The sequence below is a fragment of the Changchengzhania lutea genome (genome assembly GCF_006974145.1).
Taxonomy (GTDB): domain Bacteria; phylum Bacteroidota; class Bacteroidia; order Flavobacteriales; family Flavobacteriaceae; genus Changchengzhania; species Changchengzhania lutea.
The window spans coordinates 1,321,119-1,340,209 of sequence record NZ_CP039456.1 but is presented as its reverse complement, the minus strand read 5'-3'; the positions used below and the strand labels follow the sequence as shown (position 1 = coordinate 1,340,209).

Annotated in this window: 16 protein-coding genes; 7 read left to right on the top strand and 9 right to left on the bottom strand. The window is 35.2% G+C overall.

Annotation, left to right across the window (positions count from 1 at the left end; genetic code table 11):
• The first annotated feature begins 60 nt into the window (after positions 1-60).
• Together FAF07_RS06315 and FAF07_RS06310 are read left to right on the top strand one after the other, a co-directional pair.
• Positions 61-1,659 (top strand): Ig-like domain-containing protein, encoded by a 1,599-nt coding sequence (locus FAF07_RS06315; RefSeq protein WP_142784307.1) that lies wholly within the window; start codon positions 61-63, stop codon positions 1,657-1,659.
• 112 nt (positions 1,660-1,771) lie between these two features.
• Positions 1,772-2,212 (top strand): hypothetical protein, encoded by a 441-nt coding sequence (locus FAF07_RS06310; RefSeq protein ID WP_142784306.1) that lies wholly within the window; start codon positions 1,772-1,774, stop codon positions 2,210-2,212.
• A 338-nt stretch (positions 2,213-2,550) separates the two neighbouring features.
• On the opposite strand, the gene FAF07_RS06305 is transcribed toward FAF07_RS06310, so the two are convergent.
• Positions 2,551-3,633 (bottom strand): endonuclease/exonuclease/phosphatase family protein, encoded by a 1,083-nt coding sequence (locus tag FAF07_RS06305; RefSeq protein WP_142784305.1) that lies wholly within the window; start codon positions 3,631-3,633, stop codon positions 2,551-2,553.
• A gap of 120 nt (positions 3,634-3,753) precedes the next feature.
• On the opposite strand from FAF07_RS06305, the gene FAF07_RS06300 reads away from it, so the two are divergent.
• Genes FAF07_RS06300 through FAF07_RS06290 form a run of 3 tightly spaced genes read left to right on the top strand, consistent with a single transcriptional unit; the run spans position 3,754 to position 8,443 of the window.
• Positions 3,754-6,555, top strand: a complete 2,802-nt coding sequence (locus FAF07_RS06300) for a TonB-dependent receptor (protein ID WP_142784304.1) — start codon at positions 3,754-3,756, stop codon at positions 6,553-6,555.
• Between the two features lie 10 nt (positions 6,556-6,565).
• Positions 6,566-8,011, top strand: a complete 1,446-nt coding sequence (locus tag FAF07_RS06295; protein ID WP_142784303.1) for a DUF5689 domain-containing protein — start codon at positions 6,566-6,568, stop codon at positions 8,009-8,011.
• 54 nt (positions 8,012-8,065) lie between these two features.
• Positions 8,066-8,443, top strand: a complete 378-nt coding sequence (locus FAF07_RS06290) for a hypothetical protein (RefSeq protein ID WP_142784302.1) — start codon at positions 8,066-8,068, stop codon at positions 8,441-8,443.
• Between the two features lie 370 nt (positions 8,444-8,813).
• Here FAF07_RS06290 and FAF07_RS06285 read toward each other — a convergent pair whose 3' ends face one another.
• Positions 8,814-9,782, bottom strand: a complete 969-nt coding sequence (locus tag FAF07_RS06285) for an endonuclease/exonuclease/phosphatase family protein (protein WP_142784301.1) — start codon at positions 9,780-9,782, stop codon at positions 8,814-8,816.
• Positions 9,783-9,994: 212 nt separating this feature from the next.
• Between FAF07_RS06285 and hflX the strand changes: the two genes are divergently transcribed.
• Positions 9,995-11,206: a GTPase HflX gene (gene hflX, locus FAF07_RS06280; RefSeq protein WP_142784300.1), complete on the top strand. Its 1,212-nt coding sequence runs from the start codon at positions 9,995-9,997 to the stop codon at positions 11,204-11,206.
• A 9-nt stretch (positions 11,207-11,215) separates the two neighbouring features.
• On the top strand, positions 11,216-13,495 hold the full coding sequence (locus tag FAF07_RS06275) for a transglycosylase domain-containing protein (protein ID WP_142784299.1): 2,280 nt from the start codon (positions 11,216-11,218) through the stop codon (positions 13,493-13,495).
• A 234-nt stretch (positions 13,496-13,729) separates the two neighbouring features.
• On the opposite strand, the gene FAF07_RS06270 is transcribed toward FAF07_RS06275, so the two are convergent.
• From FAF07_RS06270 to FAF07_RS06240, 7 genes are all read right to left on the bottom strand, one after another.
• A complete protein-coding gene (locus FAF07_RS06270; RefSeq protein ID WP_142784298.1) occupies positions 13,730-14,659 on the bottom strand; it encodes a DUF3078 domain-containing protein in 930 nt (309 codons plus the stop codon).
• Positions 14,660-14,962: 303 nt separating this feature from the next.
• Positions 14,963-15,469, bottom strand: coding sequence for a DUF2480 family protein (locus FAF07_RS06265; protein ID WP_142784297.1), 507 nt, complete (start codon positions 15,467-15,469; stop codon positions 14,963-14,965).
• Position 15,470: 1 nt separating this feature from the next.
• A complete protein-coding gene (locus FAF07_RS06260; protein ID WP_142784296.1) occupies positions 15,471-16,040 on the bottom strand; it encodes a class I SAM-dependent methyltransferase in 570 nt (189 codons plus the stop codon).
• Between the two features lie 304 nt (positions 16,041-16,344).
• On the bottom strand, positions 16,345-16,668 hold the full coding sequence (locus tag FAF07_RS06255; protein ID WP_142784295.1) for a DUF59 domain-containing protein: 324 nt from the start codon (positions 16,666-16,668) through the stop codon (positions 16,345-16,347).
• A 71-nt stretch (positions 16,669-16,739) separates the two neighbouring features.
• Positions 16,740-17,162 (bottom strand): SufE family protein, encoded by a 423-nt coding sequence (locus FAF07_RS06250; RefSeq protein ID WP_142786551.1) that lies wholly within the window; start codon positions 17,160-17,162, stop codon positions 16,740-16,742.
• Positions 17,163-17,200: 38 nt separating this feature from the next.
• Entirely contained in the window at positions 17,201-17,629 is a 429-nt protein-coding gene (locus FAF07_RS06245) for a hypothetical protein (protein ID WP_142784294.1), read from the bottom strand.
• Positions 17,630-17,875: 246 nt separating this feature from the next.
• Positions 17,876-18,934, bottom strand: coding sequence for a zinc metalloprotease (locus FAF07_RS06240; protein WP_142784293.1), 1,059 nt, complete (start codon positions 18,932-18,934; stop codon positions 17,876-17,878).
• Positions 18,935-19,091 lie beyond the last annotated feature (157 nt).

Sequence of the window (19,091 nt, the reverse complement as noted above, 5' to 3'; positions counted from 1 at the left end):
TTAAAAAAAAACCTCTTACTAAACTAAGAGGTTTTTTTATCTTCACATAAAACTTTTGTTATGAAATATGTATATATATGTTTAGCCGTAATACTTTTTGGATGCGGCGGGAGTGATGATAGTATTGCTGTAGAGCCTCCAGTAGCTGCTAATGATGCTGTAAGTACTCTAGAAAACACCTCAATACCAATAAGTGTTTTAAGTAACGATACGCTTACAAATAATGCGAAGCTAAACGATTTTGATACTGCTTCAACCAATGGTGGAACAATTTCCCAAGCCTCTAACAAACTTATTTATACACCAGCAAATAACTTTACTGGCACCGACAATTTTACTTATACTATTTGCGACGGTTTAAGTTCTCCAAATTGCGCAACAGGTACGGTAAGCGTTACTGTAACTGATATAGGTAACCCAACTGCCGTAAATGACACTTTAGAAATTATAGAGAACACAACAACAACAATTACAACCTTATTGGATAATGACACATTGGTTGATAATGCTATATTAACTTCAATTGATAATTCATCAAGCTCTGGTACGGTAATATTAAACAATAATAAAACAATTTCTTATACATCGCTAAATGGGTTTTCTGGTGAAGACACATTTACTTATACCTTATGTGATAACGACTCTACGCCCACATGTGCAACTGCTACCGTTACAATAACCGTAATAGATGAAGGAAATCCTACGGCAGTAGATGATGCTTACACGGTTATAGAAAATGAAGTAAAAATAATTTCTGATGTATTGGATAACGATTCTTTAATTGATGATTCGATTTTGTCAACGATTGATGATGCCTTAACACAAGGAACAGTTATTTTAAACAATGATGGCACCGTGTCATATACACCACAAAATGGCTTTCTAGGTGAAGACACTTTTGTCTATGCCATTTGTGATGATGACAGTCCAAATAACACATGTTCTACTGCTACCGTTACTATTACAGTTATTCAGCCTATAGGTTTTAATATTCCTTCACAATTAGTAGATTATTATAACGGCGTTATTTTCTCTGAAGATTCTAATTTAATGTTTGATGAATTAGAAGAACATACAAAATCAAATCATACTACTATTTTGTCTTATGGACAAAGACATCAATACTTGTACAACGCAGATGAAGATGAAAGTAATGCAGATAATGTCATATTGATGTATTCTGGTGTAAGTCGATATTGGGAAGAATACATGTCAGGTACAAACTCTTATTCACCACAAACCTTTAATACAGAGCATATATACCCACAATCTTTGTTAAGTGCAGAAGATGCAGTAACCGATCTACATCATTTAAGGTCATGTGATGCAGATGTGAATAGCGAGCGTCTCAATTATGGCTTTATAGATGGTAGCGGAACGTATGCATTACAAGGAGAAAAATGGTATCCTGGTGATGAATGGAAGGGAGATGTAGCACGAATGGTAATGTATTTGAATATTAGATATGGAGAAACTTTCACTAAGGTTGGTACTTTAGAGTTATTCCTAAAATGGAATACAGAAGATCCTGTTTCTGCTTTTGAAGAACAAAGAAATAATGTTATTTATGCAGCCCAAGGCAATAGAAACGCATTTATTGACAATCCCTATTTGGCAACCTTAGTTTGGGGAGGTGCTGCTGCAGAGAATAAATGGTAGCATTTATTTTTTAAAAAATTCAAAAACCGCTTCTCTAGTTAGTTATTAGGAGAAGCGGTTTTTTTATGTATATAATTATTACATTTGTTAAATAAAATAAATTAAAATAATCATGTACGAAACGGTAAGATCACTTCATTCATATTGGGCATATTTAGTGCTTTTAGTTTTAATAATTGCAACTGTAAACGCTATAATCAAAACACTGGGAGATAAAGAATATACCGCTAAGGATTTTAGAATATCTTTATTCACTTTAATCGTATCGCACATTCAATTATTAATAGGGTTGGTTTTGTATTTTGTATCACCCAGATTACAAATGTTTAGCGAATTAGGAATGGGCGAGATCATGAAAGATTCGGTTAACAGATTATATTTAGTTGAACACCCCTTAATAAACATCATAGCAGTAGCTTTAATTACCATAGGTTATTCAAAGCATAAAAAGAAATTGACTTCTCAAGCGAAACTTAAATTGATTGCCATATTTTATACGATAGCTTTAGTGTTGTTCTTGTCTAGAATTCCATGGAGTACTTGGATGGCGTAATTCGTATAAACGAGTTCAATATTAAAAGAGATACATACTCAGACCTGTCAGGTTTCAAAAACCAGACAGGTCTTTTTTTATGGATTGAAGTGTAAATTTTAACGTGAGTTTGATTAATATTCAAAAATTTAACAGCTTTAATTTCAACAACAAATAATTCTTTTTCATATCCTGCAAGGTCTTATTTTGACCTTGCAGGTATTAAACTAAACAAAATAAACCTACAAGCCCCGATAGCTAATGGGATTCAAAACCTTGCAGGATTTTAAGAACTAATTGATAATTAAAAGTTTGTTAATCGAACTCGTATTTTTATATAAAACTAAAAAGCATGATGCTTAATCCCTCTCCTTCGGGGAGATGTCCGATAGGACAGTGGGGACTTGTCTAATCACATAAACATAAACGGGAAAATGGTCACTATAACCATTACTAAAACCGCCATTCGACCAACTTCTAAAAGGGTAGCCTTTATATGCACCTTTGTTAGTTATTAAGTACTGCTTGTTAAAAATACCCGCCTTATAAAACCTAAAAGACGAATACTCTTTTTCAAGTAATGGCTTCGTGACCATAATTTGATCGAACAGACTCCAAGCATCACGATAAGCGGTTGTGCCCAAACCGTTATTATATAAGTTTATAAATGGATTATAAATTCCCTTTAAACCAACTGATTTATTTTTTTTTGCTTTTAGAATAGAGCGTATACTGGTATTTTTTGGATTGTCATTGAAATCACCCATAATAACTACTTTAGCATAAGGATTTATTACCTGAAGTGAATCAACAAGACGCTTACTCAACTTAGCGGCTGCAATACGTTTAGGCCTACTCCTTGCTTCTCCACCACGTCTAGAAGGCCAGTGATTTACAATAAGATGAATGGGGTCTCCTTCAAGCTCACCGCTTACCAATAATTGATCTCTGGTATAAACCCGTTTTTGATTTTGATCATCATATAGTTTTAATTCATGTGTACTTGTACTAGCAGGTGTAAATAGCTTTTTTTGATATAATAACGCCACATCTATCCCTCTAGTATCTGGTGCTTCGTAATGGATAATGCCATAATTTTTATGGCGTAATAAGGAATCATTCACTATATCCTCTATCACACTTCTATTTTCAACCTCACAAACACCAATAATTGCTGGGGTATTATTGGTAACATCCTTGCCAATATTAGAAATCACACGTGCCATATTATGGACCTTTTGTTTATAGGCTTTACCACGATCAGTCTTTAGTTCCATAATAGGACTAAACTCATCAAATTTAGTGGGATCATTTATAGTGTCAAATAAATTTTCTAAATTGTAGAAGGCTATGGTATGAATTTTAAACTTCTTTTCTTGTGCGTTTGTATTTATAAACACACACATAAATAAAGTTAGTAAATTAAGTTTTAAATAATTCATTTAAACGAGATAAGAATATATTACCGTAGTTATAATACAAAACCTAAGCCAAAGTTATTGTAAGTGATTTAAATTTTTTAGAATATAATTAGTTATTATTATTGGGTCTTAAAGATAGGTATGACTAAAACAGCCCTCATATTTTTACTCGGATTTTTCTCAATTTCGCTCCATGCTCAACAAACCGTTATTAAGGGAAGTGTTAAAGAAGCACGCTCTTTCGAGCCTATCGAAGATGTGACCGTAGTTATCGAAGGCACAGATTTATATGTGTTAACGGATGCCTTAGGCGAATTTATATTTAATAAAAACGTCCTTTTAGGAGAGCACATATTGAAAATTTCAAAAACCGGATATATCACAAAACGGTATCCCATTATTATAAACGAGGGAAAAACGGTAAATATTAGTGATATGACTTTAGAAAGGACTCTTTTAGGTGTCGCCGATTTATTTACAATTACCTTGACAGATGATGAACTTAACGATGACACGAGTGGAGCAGATAATATTTCAGGATTGTTAGCATCTTCTCTCGATGTCTTTCAAAGAACAGTAGCTTTTGAATTCAGTCCGTCTTTTTTTAGAGTTCGAGGTTTAGATTCAAAAAACGGATCCATTCTCATTAATGGTATGGAAATGAATAAAATATATAATGGCAGGCCACAATGGAGTAATTGGGGTGGGATCAATGATGTGTTGCGCAATCAAGAACTAACTTGGGGACTAAGACCATCAAGCTATAATTTTGGAGGTGTTTTGGGCACTACAAATATACATGTTAGGGCTTCGGAAGCTAGACCAGGAGGGCGTTTGACATATTCATCCTCAAACAGAAGCTATACAAATCGGGTTATGGGGACTTATGCTTCAGGATTATTAAAAAAAAACTGGGCATATACCGTTTCTGTTGGTAGGCGCTGGGGTAATGAAGGCTATCAAGATGCCACGAGTTATAATTCAAATTCATTTTTTGCTTCAGTAGAAAAACTTATTAATGATAAACATAGTATAAACTTAACGGCCATTTACACGCCAAACCGCAGAGGAAAATCATCTCCAAACACCCAAGAGATTTACGATTTAAAAGATATAAAATATAATGAGTATTGGGGATGGCAAGATGGTGAAAAACGAAATTCCAGAATTAAGGGAGTTAACGAACCTATAGTGATGTTAAACCACTATTGGGAGCTTGATAGTAAAACCTCCTTAAACACCAATATGGGGTATCAATTTGGGAAATTTAGCAATAGCCGATTGGACTATAATGGTACAGATTTAATTGATGGTTTTCCTCAAGGAGGAGGATCAAATCCAAGCCCGACGTATTATCAAAAACTTCCAAGTTATTTTGAAAGGAACTTTCCAAATGATTTACAATTTGCATATAGCGCTTTAAAAGCATTTCAAAATGACGGTCAAATTAATTGGAACAGCATGTATAATGCCAATATCGTTAACAGTCAACATGGTGGAAATGCCATTTATGCATTATACGAAGATCGCGTTGACGACACGCAATTGACAGTAAATTCTATTTTAAACAAACAGGTCAATGATTATATTATTCTGGATGCTGGTATAAATTATAAGTCCTTAAAATCGAAAAATTTCGCAAAGGTTTTAGATCTTTTGGGTGGCTCAACTTATTTGGATATTGATGGTTTTGCCACAAACATTGATGAAGCTCAAAACGATCTACGTCATCCAAACCGAATTGTGGGTGAAGGGGATACATTTAAATATGACTACAACATTTTTGCAAACGAGTTAAGTGGTTACGCACATGCTCAATTTACCTATAATAAAGTAGATTTTTATATTTCAGGAAGTATAAAAAACACACAATATCAAAGGGAAGGGGTCTATCAAAATGGTGGATTTCCTGATAACTCCTTGGGCAAAGGAGAAAAAATGGTATTCACAGCTTATGGAGCAAAAGCCGGTTTAACTTATAAATTATCAGGAAGGCATGTATTCGATTTTAATGGTGGCTTAATTTCAAGAGCACCATCCATACAAAATACGTTTTCTAATTCTAGGGAAAATCATAATACCGTACCAGGTATTTCAGAGGAAAAAATAGCGTCTGTTGATGTTAGTTATATATTTCGGTCCTCAAGTGTTAAAGCAAAATTAACAGGATATTACACGAAAATTTCTGATGCTAGCGAAATAGCATTCTTTTTTGCAGATGGCATTGGTGGTGATAATACCGCATTCGTACAGGAGATTCTACAAGGTATTGATAGAAAGCACATGGGCGCAGAAGTAGGTATTGAAGCACAGGTAACTGCAACTATTAAGTTAAAAGGGGCAGCTGCAATAGGTCAATTTACTTACGACAATAATCCTAATTTGTTTTTGTCAACCGAGCCAGATGAAGACTCTGTCGAGGCTGGATTTGTAAACGGATTTAAGGATTTCGGTCAATCAAAACTAAAAGGTTACAAATTGGCATCGGGGCCACAAAATGCGTATTCCGTTGGTTTTGAATATCGCGACCCCGATTTTTGGTGGTTTGGTGCAACAGCGAATTTTTTCAGTAATACTTATGTAGATGTGAGCCCATTAACCAGATCATCCAATTTTAATACAGATTTTGACGGGAATGTGTTTAATGATTATGATAAAGATTTGGCAAGGACCTTATTAAAGCAGGAGCGTTTTGATGATTATATGTCGGTTAATTTAGTGGGCGGAAAGTCGTGGAAAATTGGAAACTATTATGTTGGATTTTTTGGAAGCATCAACAATCTGTTAGATGAAGTCTATAAAACAGGTGGTTTTGAACAAGGCAGAAATGCTAATTATAGAGAATTAAGAGATGATAAAGCGTTGGATTCACCAGTTTTTGGATCAAAATATTGGTACGGACGTGGCATAACTTATTTCTTGAATTTAAATGTTAGATTTTAAATGAATTATTATGCAAAAGATAATGAATAGTAAAACGGTTATGAGTATCATGTGTGCTTTGATGCTTTTTGCGTCTTGTGTAAAAGATGATGACTATGGTATCCCGGATATTTCAGTTACCGAACCAAATATCCCATCAGCGCAAATAACAACTTTTAAAGCTGTAAAATCACTTTTTGAACAAGCTGTAAATAACGGAAATGCGACTGTGGTTATTGATGACGAACCTGATTTTTTTATTGAAGGCTATGTGATTTCCACAGATAAATCGGGTAACTTTTTTGAAGAATTAATTGTTCAGAATAAAACAGATGATAGCAGTCCAGATAACGACCCTAGGTTAGGTTTTAAAGTGATTATTAATGTGAGTAGTTTATCTGATACGTATCAATTTGGACAAAAAGTATATGTTAAAATGAATGGTTTGGCCATAGGGGAAAGTAACGGCGTCATCACCATTGGTAAAGGCGATGCTGTTGCGGTGAAGCAAATTCAACCTGCAGAGTATAAAGGTATTGTTATAAGAAGTAATGAGGTTGCTACCATTACGCCTAAAATTTCTGGGTTGGCAGATTTAACCGAAGCGGATAAAAACACCTTAATCCAACTTAATAATATGCAACTAAATAGATTTGAATTGGGCGCCACTTTTGCAAGCGAGGCTTATGATGAATTTGATGGACATCGCATTCTTGAAAGTTGCGATTCTGGTATTTCAATGATTTTGGAAACCAGTACGTTTTCAGATTTTAAGTCATTAATAGTCCCTCAAGGGAAAGGATCCGTTACTGGGATATTCAGTCGAGACTTTGGTGACGATTTCAATGTTTTAATTTTGAACAGTTCCGCAGATATTAATTTTGATAATACGGAGCGTTGCGACCCAATGGAATTTTCATGCGGGCTAGCATCAAGTGTTGGATCAGGAAATCTATTATATGAAGATTTTGAATCTCAAAGAAATAACAGACCCATTGTAATTGCTGGTTGGACCAACTATATTCAAGCGGGTACCGAAGCTTGGGAAGGGTATTCATCAACCTCTTCTAACGCCTCTTTAGGGAGATCTGCTAGGTTTCAATCTTCAAGCTCTGGTGATGCTAGTAACATAGGGTGGCTAATAACACCTGCAATTGACTTGGACGCACAAGATGGAGAAACATTACGCTTTAAAACATCCAACAGTCTCGCTGATAGCAGTTTTATGGAAGTCTTATATGCATTAGATTGGGATGGCACTGAAGAAAACATTACCTCGGCAACTTGGGGCGTTTTGTCTGCAGCTTACGTTGTAAAGGATACCGATTCATTTGTGCCTTGGTTTAATTCTGGAAGTGTTGATCTGTCCTGTGCAACAGGAACGATGCATATCGCATTTAAATACACAGGTAGCGGACAAGATACTTTTGATGGTATTTATGAGTTGGATGAGATTAGTGTTGATTATGCAGAGTAGAAAAGGTTGATCGTAAACAGATCTAAATTTGAATAAATACCATAAATTCGCCAAATGACCACATTCGACACACTGTTCTTCAACCTTTTTAATTATTACAAAACCAAAAACAATAAAAAGGCGAATAGTATAGCCACATTTTATATCACATTTCTACAATGCACTTTACTATTGCTTTTAGGTGTATTTTTTGCTGGTTTTTTTAAACAAATGCACATGGATATCATGTCGGCAGATAAAGCTTGGATAGTGTTTGTATTGGTTGTAGTTTTTATATACTTCAAGAATTGGATACAGTATAGTGGAAGAAAACGGATGGTGCTTAATGCTAAAAGGATTAAAAATAAAAAACCGACTTATAATATTTGGTTGCTCTGGTTATTGCCCGTTGCCGTTTTGGGGTTGACTTATGTGGTATCCAAAGCTGCTTAAAAGGTTTCCTCTCCATGAACTTGTTTCAAGGCCTTATAAAGTTATTGCAATGTTTGATGGGATTCTGAATTGAATTCAGAATAACAAACTATCCTTCACTGCGAGTTTTTGCTTTTTTTGCAAAATGTGGCAGTCTTTTTTTTTAAAGAGATTGCCACAGTCGTGCCTCCTTCGCAATGACGTAAAGTTTAAATATATTGGACTAAATTGTAGCAGATTGATTTATATTTCTAAACCACAAATAAAACCGTCATTACGAGGGAAGCATGACCGAAGTGATCTTGTAAATGGAATCTTTACAGTTGTAAAAGTAGTTCTATATTAATTAATAACAGTCAGATTGCTTCATGTTTACGCCATAACGAAACAATCATTTCTTAAATATAGCATATACGGGAAAGTGATCGCTATATCCACCATTATAGCGCTTTCCAATATAAGTTCTAAATGGTGTGCCTTTGTACTTGCCGTTCATCAATTTTAAGAAATTTGCATCAAAAATATCTGCAGTGAAATATTCGAAATCTGTTTTAGTACTCTCAAAAAAATTAGTGGAAAATAGTATCTGGTCAAACAAATTCCATTGTCTATTATAATTACTAGAACCTCTACTATAAGAGCGCAAGGTCTCCATTGGGTTGAATAAACCATGAGCATCAACAAGTTGTTTTATACTTAGGCTGGACGGGTCATCATTAAAATCACCCACAACAACAATTTTGGCTTGAGCATCATTGTGTTTGATCTTGGAAATAAGTTCTCCAACTTTATTTGAAGATGCCAGACGCTTAAATTCGGTTTCCTTTTCACCTTCGCGTCTAGAAGACCAGTGGTTCACAATCACGTGAATTTTTTCGCCATCCAACAGACCAGAAACCAATAAAATATCACGTGTGTAGTCTGGTAAATTAGCTTCATTAAGCAAATCAACTCTAAAAATTTCAGAATCAAGAACTTGAAAAACAGTTGCATCATATAAGAGTGCGACATCAATACCACGCTCGTCTAACGAATCATAGTGTATGTATTTATAACTGCAATCATTTAAGTGTGCGGAAGCTATTAAGTCTTCAATAGCATTGGCGCTTTCTACCTCTGCAATACCAATAAGAGCAGGATGTTTTCCTGTTTCTTTTTTTCCAATATTAGAGATGGTATATCCTAATTTCCTAAGCTTATTACCGTAGCGTTTTTTTGTCCATTTTTTCACAGACGTACTTAAAAAATCGTTGTCGTTAGTGCGTTGGTCGTCAAAAACATCAAATAAATTTTCAACATTATAAAAGGCTATAGTTTGTAAATCGTTTCTAACGGGAATATCTCCTAAGGGGTAGGTCATGCGTCAAAAGTAAGCCAAAAAAATATAAAAGTTATAATGGGTTCAATTATGTAACTTTGTGCTTTAAAGAGATTTATAATTCAGTGAGGGATGCACGCATTCAAATGAGCTATAGATTTAATCTTTAGTAACCTCAAAACTAATAAAAAAGACCTTATTTTATTCTTTGAAGATTATTGAATATGCTTCAAATGATTTCAATTAATTAATTTATGATAGAAAAGAAAGATGTTAGCTTGGAAAGAGCAGTTCTCATTGGCGTTATTACCAAAGAACAGGATGAAGAAAAATCCAAGGAGTATTTAGATGAATTAGAGTTTTTAACATATACAGCGGGAGGTGAGGTTATAAAACGATTTACCCAGAAAATGGACATGCCAAACCCCAAAACCTTTATAGGTACAGGAAAAATGGAAGATGTGCGTCTTTTTATTGAAGAAAACGATATTGGGACAGCTATTTTTGATGACGAATTATCTTCTGCTCAAGAACGAAATATAAGTAAAATTCTCAACTGTAAGGTACTGGACAGAACCAATTTAATTTTAGACATATTTGCGCAACGTGCAAAAACGAGTTATGCAAGAACCCAAGTGGAACTGGCTCAATGTGAATATTTACTCCCTAGATTAAGAGGTATGTGGACCCACCTTGAACGTCAAAAAGGGGGAATAGGTATGCGTGGTCCCGGTGAAACCGAAATTGAAACAGATAGACGTATTGTACGTGATAAAATTACACTTTTGAAAGCGCGTATAAAAACCATTGATAAGCAAATGGCGGTACAGCGTGGTAACCGCGGCAAAATGGTTCGTGTAGCGCTGGTGGGTTATACCAATGTTGGGAAATCCACACTCATGAATGTGATTAGCAAAAGCGATGTCTTTGCTGAAAATAAGTTGTTCGCCACCTTAGATACGACGGTGAGAAAGGTCGTAATTCAAAACTTGCCATTTTTGTTGAGTGATACCGTTGGTTTTATTCGAAAATTGCCAACCCAACTCGTCGATAGTTTTAAAAGTACGCTGGACGAAGTAAGAGAAGCCGATTTACTTTTGCATGTTGTAGATATTTCACACCCTAATTTTGAAGAGCATATCGAATCGGTCAATAAAATTTTAGGTGAAATAAAAAGTAGCGACAAACCAACGATTATGGTTTTTAATAAGATTGATGCTTATGAGGCTGAACCATTAGAAGAAGACGATTTAGAAACCGAACGCTCAGAAAGACATTACTCTTTAGAAGAATGGAAAAAAACATGGATGGGGAAAGTAGGTAAAAATGCTTTGTTCATTTCGGCTTTAAATAAAGAGAATTTAGAAGACTTCAAAAAACGAGTGTATGATGAGGTAAGAGAGATCCATATAACCCGTTTTCCTTATAACCATTTTCTATACCCTGATTACGAAGAAAGTCATTAAATCTTTCCAATGAAAATTTTTCCAGAGTCACCGCTTGTAAAAAGGTTGTTAAACATATTTAAATATAAATGGATAAAATGGCTAGCGATTATTTCCGCAGCCGGACTCCTTTTTTTAATTGGGCTGTACCTATCTATATATTTAGGGTTTTTTGGTGCGCTACCCACAACTGAAGCATTGGGCTCCATTAAACAGGAGCAAGCTACTCAAGTGTTGGACAAAGATGGTCGCTTAATTGGTAAATATTATATTTATGACAGACAGCCTCTACATTTTGAGGATTTACCCCAGCATTTAATTGATGCACTCATTGCTACAGAAGATGCCCGATTTTTTGAGCATGACGGGATAGATAATGTAAGTTTGATGCGTGTGTTCGTTAAAAACATCATATTTCAAGATAGATCGGCAGGTGGTGGAAGCACCATCACCTTGCAATTGGCCAAGAATCTATTCGGAAGAAAAGATTATGTGGTTTTTAGCATGCTAGTAAATAAGTTTAAGGAAGCGATTGTTGCTAAACGAATTGAATCCATTTATTCTAAAAATGAAATTCTCACACTTTATTTTAATACCGTTCCCTTTCCAGATAACACCTATGGTATCGAAAGCGCTTCCCGTAAATTCTTCAACAAACCGGCGTCTGATTTAACCCAATCTGAAGCGGCCACATTAATTGGCACCTTAAAAGCGAATAATTACTTTAATCCACGATTACATTTAAAGCGAAGTCAAGAGCGACGAGACATGGTGTTGAATCAAATGGTAAAATATAAATATCTGTCTAATGATTCTTTAGATTTTTACACCCATCAGGATGTGGTTTTAAATTATCGTTCATTTAATCATGACGTAGGGATAGCCCCTTATTTTAGGGAGCAGGTTAAAAAGGAATTAGCAACATTATTAGACACTATAATGAAGCCAAACGGTGAGCCTTATGATTTGTATAAGGACGGACTGATTGTGCACACTACTCTGGATTATAATATGCAACAATTGGCAGAAGAGGCCATGAAAGAACATTTAACGGCACTGCAAAAAGATTTTGAAATGTCCTACGGAACGCGTGCCCCTTGGTTAAAAAATAAACAATTAGTTGATGCCGCTGTTAAAAATACGCCTGTTTATCAATCCTATCAAGAAAAAGGTTTGTCAGAAAAACAAATTCAAGATTCACTTATTTTGAAGCGCGACGTTGAATTGTTTCGTTGGGAAGGCGATACGATAAAGAACGTTTCAGTAAAAGATAGTTTGCGGCATTATCTGAAGTTTTTAAATACGGGGATGCTCTCAGTTGAATCGACGACAGGCGCCATTAGGACCTACATTGGAGGAATTGATTACCGCTATTTTAAATACGATCATGTTTCACAGAGTGAAAGACAAGTGGGTTCTACCTTTAAACCATTTGTATATACTGCCGCTATTGAAGATGGCATGAATCCGTGTACCTATTTTTCATTAGACGAAGTGACTTATACAAATTACGATAATTGGACACCCAGTAATTCTGGCGGCACTGTAGAAGGTGAACATATTAACTATAATTTAGAAAAGGCATTAAGCAATTCTGTAAATACCATTTCAGTAAAGGTTTTAAATAAAGTTGGAATTCCAAAGGTTTTAGATCAGGTTAAGAAATTGGGCATTACTAAAACCCTGCCCAATCAGCCATCAATAGTTTTGGGTGTCGCTGAAATTAATTTAAGAGAGCTTACAGCTGCCTATACAAGTTATGTTAACAGTGGCCGTGTAGCAAAACCGTATTGTATTTTAAAGGTTGAAGATAAAAATGGACATGTCATTGCTTCATTCGAACCAGAAGAAAATAAGCAGGAGGCCTTCAATAGTTATACCAGACAAGTGTTGTTGGAAATGATGAAATCTACTGTTAATTCTGGAACAGCTTCGAGGTTAAGAAGTACTTATAATTTAACGAATGCCATTGCTGGAAAAACAGGAACCACTCAAAATAATAAAGATGGTTGGTTTGTTGGAATTACTCCAAAGCTGGTCACGGTAACCTGGGTAGGAAATGATAATCATGCCATTGGTTTTAAAACTACGGGAATGGGACAAGGGGCTAATTCGGCACTTCCAGTTTTTGCAAAGTTCTATCAGAAATTAAACGCAGATGCTACTTTTAATGAGATAACAAAAAGCCATTTTGAAAAACCATCACCTCAAGTGTTGGCAGACTTAAATTGTGAACCCATAAAACGCGATAAATTTTTTAAGCGCTTGTTCGGCAGGAAGAATAAGAAAAGAAAATTCAAAAGAAACTGATATTACTTAATGAACTCATCTTGACTTTTTCTATTTCCTAAAAAATGGCTGAAATTCGCCCATATTTCGTTACTTTTCTTATGCGTAACGATGCTATGCCTTTCAAAAACTGCCTAATCTGAACAAATTCCAACTCATTTTCGGTTAAAAACAAAAAGTCAAGATGAGTTCAAATACAGAAAACCCGCAGGTCTATCTGAACTGTGGGTTTTATGTTTTAGAAATCAAGTCTTTTTAGAACTTATAATTTAGACCAACAATCCAGTAAGATTGTAAATCGTTATCCACATTGTCAAATGTAGCTGTAGCATCGCCTAAAGTATTTACGGCATAGTTTAAAGCTTCTTGTTTATTGTTTCTTAATCCAAAATCAAAACCTACTCCAATCATTTTCCAAAGCGTATAGCCAAAAGAGTTGGTCCATGTCCAGTTTGAAAGATCTGAACTTTCATAACTTTGAAACATAGAGAGGTTTGTTTTAAAGCTTATGGCGCCAATTTGTCTCGTATAATCCGCTAGAATTTTAGCTCCTAATGATGACTCGAAAATAGCGTCTTCATTGCTAAATACAAAGTTGTAGTTTAATGGGTGAACCACGACTATTAAATCTTGTATAGGTGTCCAAGTGGCACCAACACCAAGATCTAAATATCCAGGATCATTAAAATTACTTAGTAAAGTCGTACGGTATTCTCCCAAGCCCGAAATGGCAAATTTTTCATTTAATTTTCTACCGTATAAAGATGTAATATTAAAAACGTCTGTAGCTTCTCTAAACGAATCATTGTCTGTTGGGTCATCCTTGTCATCTAATTTTACCCAAGACAAATTGACGTTGGCTGCATTTCTCCAGAAAAACTTATCCTGTGTTAAGTTCGCAAATGCATTTACTGTAACACCAATATTTCCAGAGGCATTATTAGGATTTCCCTGTGCGTACCAGTTTTTAAAATTAGAGACACTTCCGCCAATAGTACCAAAAGCACCTTTTTTCCAACCAGGTAAAGCATCTAATTGAGATTGAATGGCATTAACACGAGTTTCAAGAGCTTTGATCGAATCTTTTTTAGCAGCCTGTTCTGCTTTTAATTCAGACTCTAAGGTCTGCGCTTGAAGAGAAATAATTCCGATAAAAAAGCTTAGTAATAATAATGTTTTTTTCATTTTTAATCTAAAAATTTTACGACCCTTGGGTCGGGGTTTCCTATTCACCTCTCTTTGGGAGAGGTCAGAACTGCCTTTTTTGGCAGTTTTGGGTGAGGTAAAATACAAAATTTTAATTTTTGGCCCTGAGGACAAAATGATTTCGATAACTATCGGGAGGCGAAATCCCCCTATGGCTTGTCTTGGGGATAGCCAGTTTTAAAATTTTTTTATTGTTTTGAAGGTGCTAAGATAAAGTTAATATCAACATCTAACAAAGTCAAGAAAAGTTAGAGTTAAAGTAAATTGTAAATGGGATAAAAGTTATTTCTTTTTATATAAAGGTACCGATGAACACGCCTCACCATACATAATGGATTTTGCTATGGGCTGTAGTTTATTTGCCAACATAATATAGGCGTTTTGCGGAACGGGCTTTTTAGAACAGCCCTTAATAATGACCGATTTATCTTGGTAGTCTGAAACATCTAAATGGCTTAAAACCTCTTGATAGATAGCGGTTTCTAGAGTTTCTAAATCCCCAATGACTGTTTTTTTTACAAAGGGCTGTAACTGCACACTAAGTAACATAAAAGCCCAACCCGGAACGATGGCATCGCTGCTGCAAATTAAAGCGACATAGTTGTCTTTATATTGGGACCAATCGTGTTCTAAGACATGGTTTCTAAAATCTTTTTCCCGTAAAACGATGCCTTCAAAAAGCCAGTCTTTAATATCAAAAAGCACACGCTGTCCTGCTGGGTAATAATCCTCCAGATTTAAAGTGATTAATTTACTGTTCGCTATGCGGTTTATGATGTCGTCTGGCATTTTATTTTTTCTTTGCAATTAACAAAAGGGAATCTTTATGATCAAATTCATCGTACGCTTCAATATAAAGGATCTCAAAATTATCTTGATATAACGTCATTAAGCTTTCCTTTGTATGATAATTAACGAATAGCCCTTTAAATATTTCAGAACCCTGTCCTTTCCAAAATGAATGACAAATGATTCCATCAGCATTTAATATATCATACTGTCTTTTAATAGAGGCACTTAATTCGTTGTCTTTTAAATGATGCATCACTTTGTTTGAATAAATACCATCAAATTTTTGAGATGTTTTTAAAGTGATAGCATCCAGAAGAAGAAATTCCCCATGGGGATATTTGTTGCTTAAGTGATATAAAAATTCTGTTGAATTATCTGAGCCAATAACTTTATAATAGTTACTTAAGACTTTCCAATCTGTCCCTGGGCCAGAACCTATTTCAAGTAAAAGAGAATCTATAGGCAAAAATTTAGTAATTTTTTCTATCAATTGCCCCCCATTTACCTCTCTTGCAAGTTCGATATATTCTTCAACAGATTCTTTTGTTTTATAATATTCACCTTCCATTTTTTGTGTATTTAATTTAAATAATTCCCCGAAGGCTCTGCCGGGGTTTCCGCTTTACCTCTCCTTCGGAGAGGTCGGAACTGCTTTTTCGCAGATCCGGGTGAGGTAAAATACAAAATTTCTGTTTTTGGCGCAAAGGCCAAAATGAAACCTACGAAATACCTCTATGGCTCTACCTCGAGGATAGTCGGTTTCAAGATTTTTTTTATTTAGGTGCTACTTTATCAATTTGAATTAATTTGGCTGGTTACGCCAACTGCTACTGAACACTGAATACTGAACGCTGAATACTGAAAGCTCTATTCTAAAGCATCCCCAACTCCAACTTCGCTTCTTCGCTCATTAAATCTTGGGTCCAAGGCGGATCAAACGTGATTTCAACTTCAGCGCTTTTTACCTCGTTAAGGGATTTTACTTTTTCTTCAACTTCTAAAGGCAAGGTTTCAGCCACTGGACAATTGGGTGTTGTTAATGTCATAAGGATTTTAACATCATAATCTTCATTTACAAACACATCGTAAATTAGACCCAATTCATAAATATCAACCGGTATTTCCGGGTCGTAAATCGTTTTAAGTACGTTTACTATTTTTTCGCCTAATGCTGTAGTATCTATTGTTTCACTCATCTTTTCTAAGTTTATGTGTTCTTTTGTAAATACGTTTAGAAGGATAACCGCTAAACGCATAAACAATTAAACTAGTTCAATTGTGTTTGATATGCTATCGCATACATTTTAAGTTGCTTTACCATACTTACCAACCCGTTGGCACGAGTAGGCGATAAATGTTCTTTTAATCCAATCTTATCAATAAAATCGGTATTGGCATCAATAATGTCTTTAGGATGCTGATTGGAGAATACACGAATTAAAATAGCAATGATACCTTTTGTTATTATGGCATCACTATCTGCTGTAAACTGGATCTTATCACTGTTCATTTCGGCATGCACCCAAACTTTACTTTGGCATCCTTTTATAATATTACTTTCGGTTTTGTATTGGTCGTCAATTAGGGGTAAATCTTTCCCTAGATCAATCATATACTGATAGCGTTCTTCCCAGTCTTCAAACATGGAGAATTCCTCAATAATTTCTTCTTGTATAGCTTCAATAGTCACAATATCCATTTTATGCAAAAATACAATAACAAAACTTGCTATTCAATATTTTCTGAAAGCAATAAGATTTCTTTAACAAGTGGAGCAATAGCCTCTGGCGGATTTCCATGGTCAAAAGGCTCCGTTTCAAAGGTCTCCTTATCATGTGTTATTTTTAAGCGTGCGATGGCTGCACCATCATAAAACCGCTTTTCTGAAGGCGCCTCTAAATTTGGGATGTTTTGAATATCTACAGTTTTAAGAATACTTATGAGACGGTTCCAATCTTTTTCTAGACAGGGTTTTATCTTTGTTTCCCCGCCTCTAGTAGAAATAACAGCGATGGTTTTTTTGTTGATTTTAATATGCTGATAAGGGCCTCGTGCCTGTGCAGTATATTCAATAGTGAGGGTATCTTGATTGATTTTTGATTTGGAACAGCCATTGTCTAAAATAACAATGGATAAAAGTGCGATTAGAAATTTCATGGAGTTTACGATTTATTTGGATAATTAATAATGAACTTGTTTAAACTTTTTGGATTGAGTCGAGAATTAGTCATTTTGTGACCAGTTAAGGTTTTTTTTGAGTTGCATAGCAGCGCTACGTAATGAAAAAAGATGAAAAATGGGTACAAAAAAACAATTTTTTAGCTAATTGAAAAAGTTTAAACGAGTTCAATACAAAAAAGACGCCAAATTTGGCGTCTTTTAACTTTATATTTAAAGTGGAAATTAGTTTAGCATACCCGCTCTAGAACCTCCTTGTGCAAATATAGCACGCATTCTGTTTCTTTGACCATCGGTAAACATATACATACAGTTGTCATACGTGTAATCCATATAATTCATGGTCATATCAGCAGTTTTACAGCTTACCGATGGGAATGAAGGACAGCCTCCGTTAGAAGCACCAGCTAAAGGTGTATCAGCTACAAAATCATCTCTGTTGCATCTTCCGTCTCCCCAAATGTGACGTAAATTTAAATAATGTCCAACTTCGTGGGTTGCCGTTCTACCTGCACCATATACACCGCCAGTATTACCAAAGTAAGCACCACCAAGAACAATACCATCTGTAGAAGCATTTCCGCCTGGGAATTGTGCATAGCCTAAAATACCTCCACCTATTTCACAAACCCAAATATTTAAGTGGGTCTCTGGAGTAATAGGGGGATATGCTACTTTTACAGCATCATTTGTTCCCCAAGAAGACTTAGGGTCATCATGCCTAATAGTTCCTGCCAATGAGAAACTAAATTCGGCATTGGTTGCATCGTTTGCGAAGGTTGTTCCGCTAGGAAGTAAACCGGTATTGGTATTTTTAAAATCGGCGTTTAAAACACTCATTTGCTCAGATACCCTGCTATCAGAAATGCTATTTGCATTTGGATAGACTATATGTACGTAAACGGGAATGTTAATAATGCCTAAATTATCTTGAATTGGTAGTATATCTACATCAGTATCACCTCCGCCAGTACCGCTGCCGCCAGATCCTGGTGGTTTGCCTTTTCCAGCAATGAATTGTCTAGTATGCAATTCTATGTTGTACATCTTTCTTTCTAATCCCGGGTTGGCATCAAGTTGTCTATTAAGGACAGACATAGATGAACAGGATTTTTTATTTCCTTTATCATTTGCCGATTTTGAAGCTACGTCATCATTTGCATCTGTATATACATAAAAGTCATTCATGTCTACTTTAGATTGCTCGATAGATGCACTTTTGTCATCATCACAAGCTGTAAATAATAGGGCTACAGCGGCCATACTCAACAATAATTTTTTCATTTTAATGAAGGTTTAGGTTTAAATTTTGCTGAATATATAAGAATTAAATAGAATATGTTAACAATATGTAAAAGAATTGTTAAATATTCGACAAACTGCACAATTCTGTTAAATAGATAACAGAGAAATTTAAGCAAGAATAAAATTTTTCGGATTG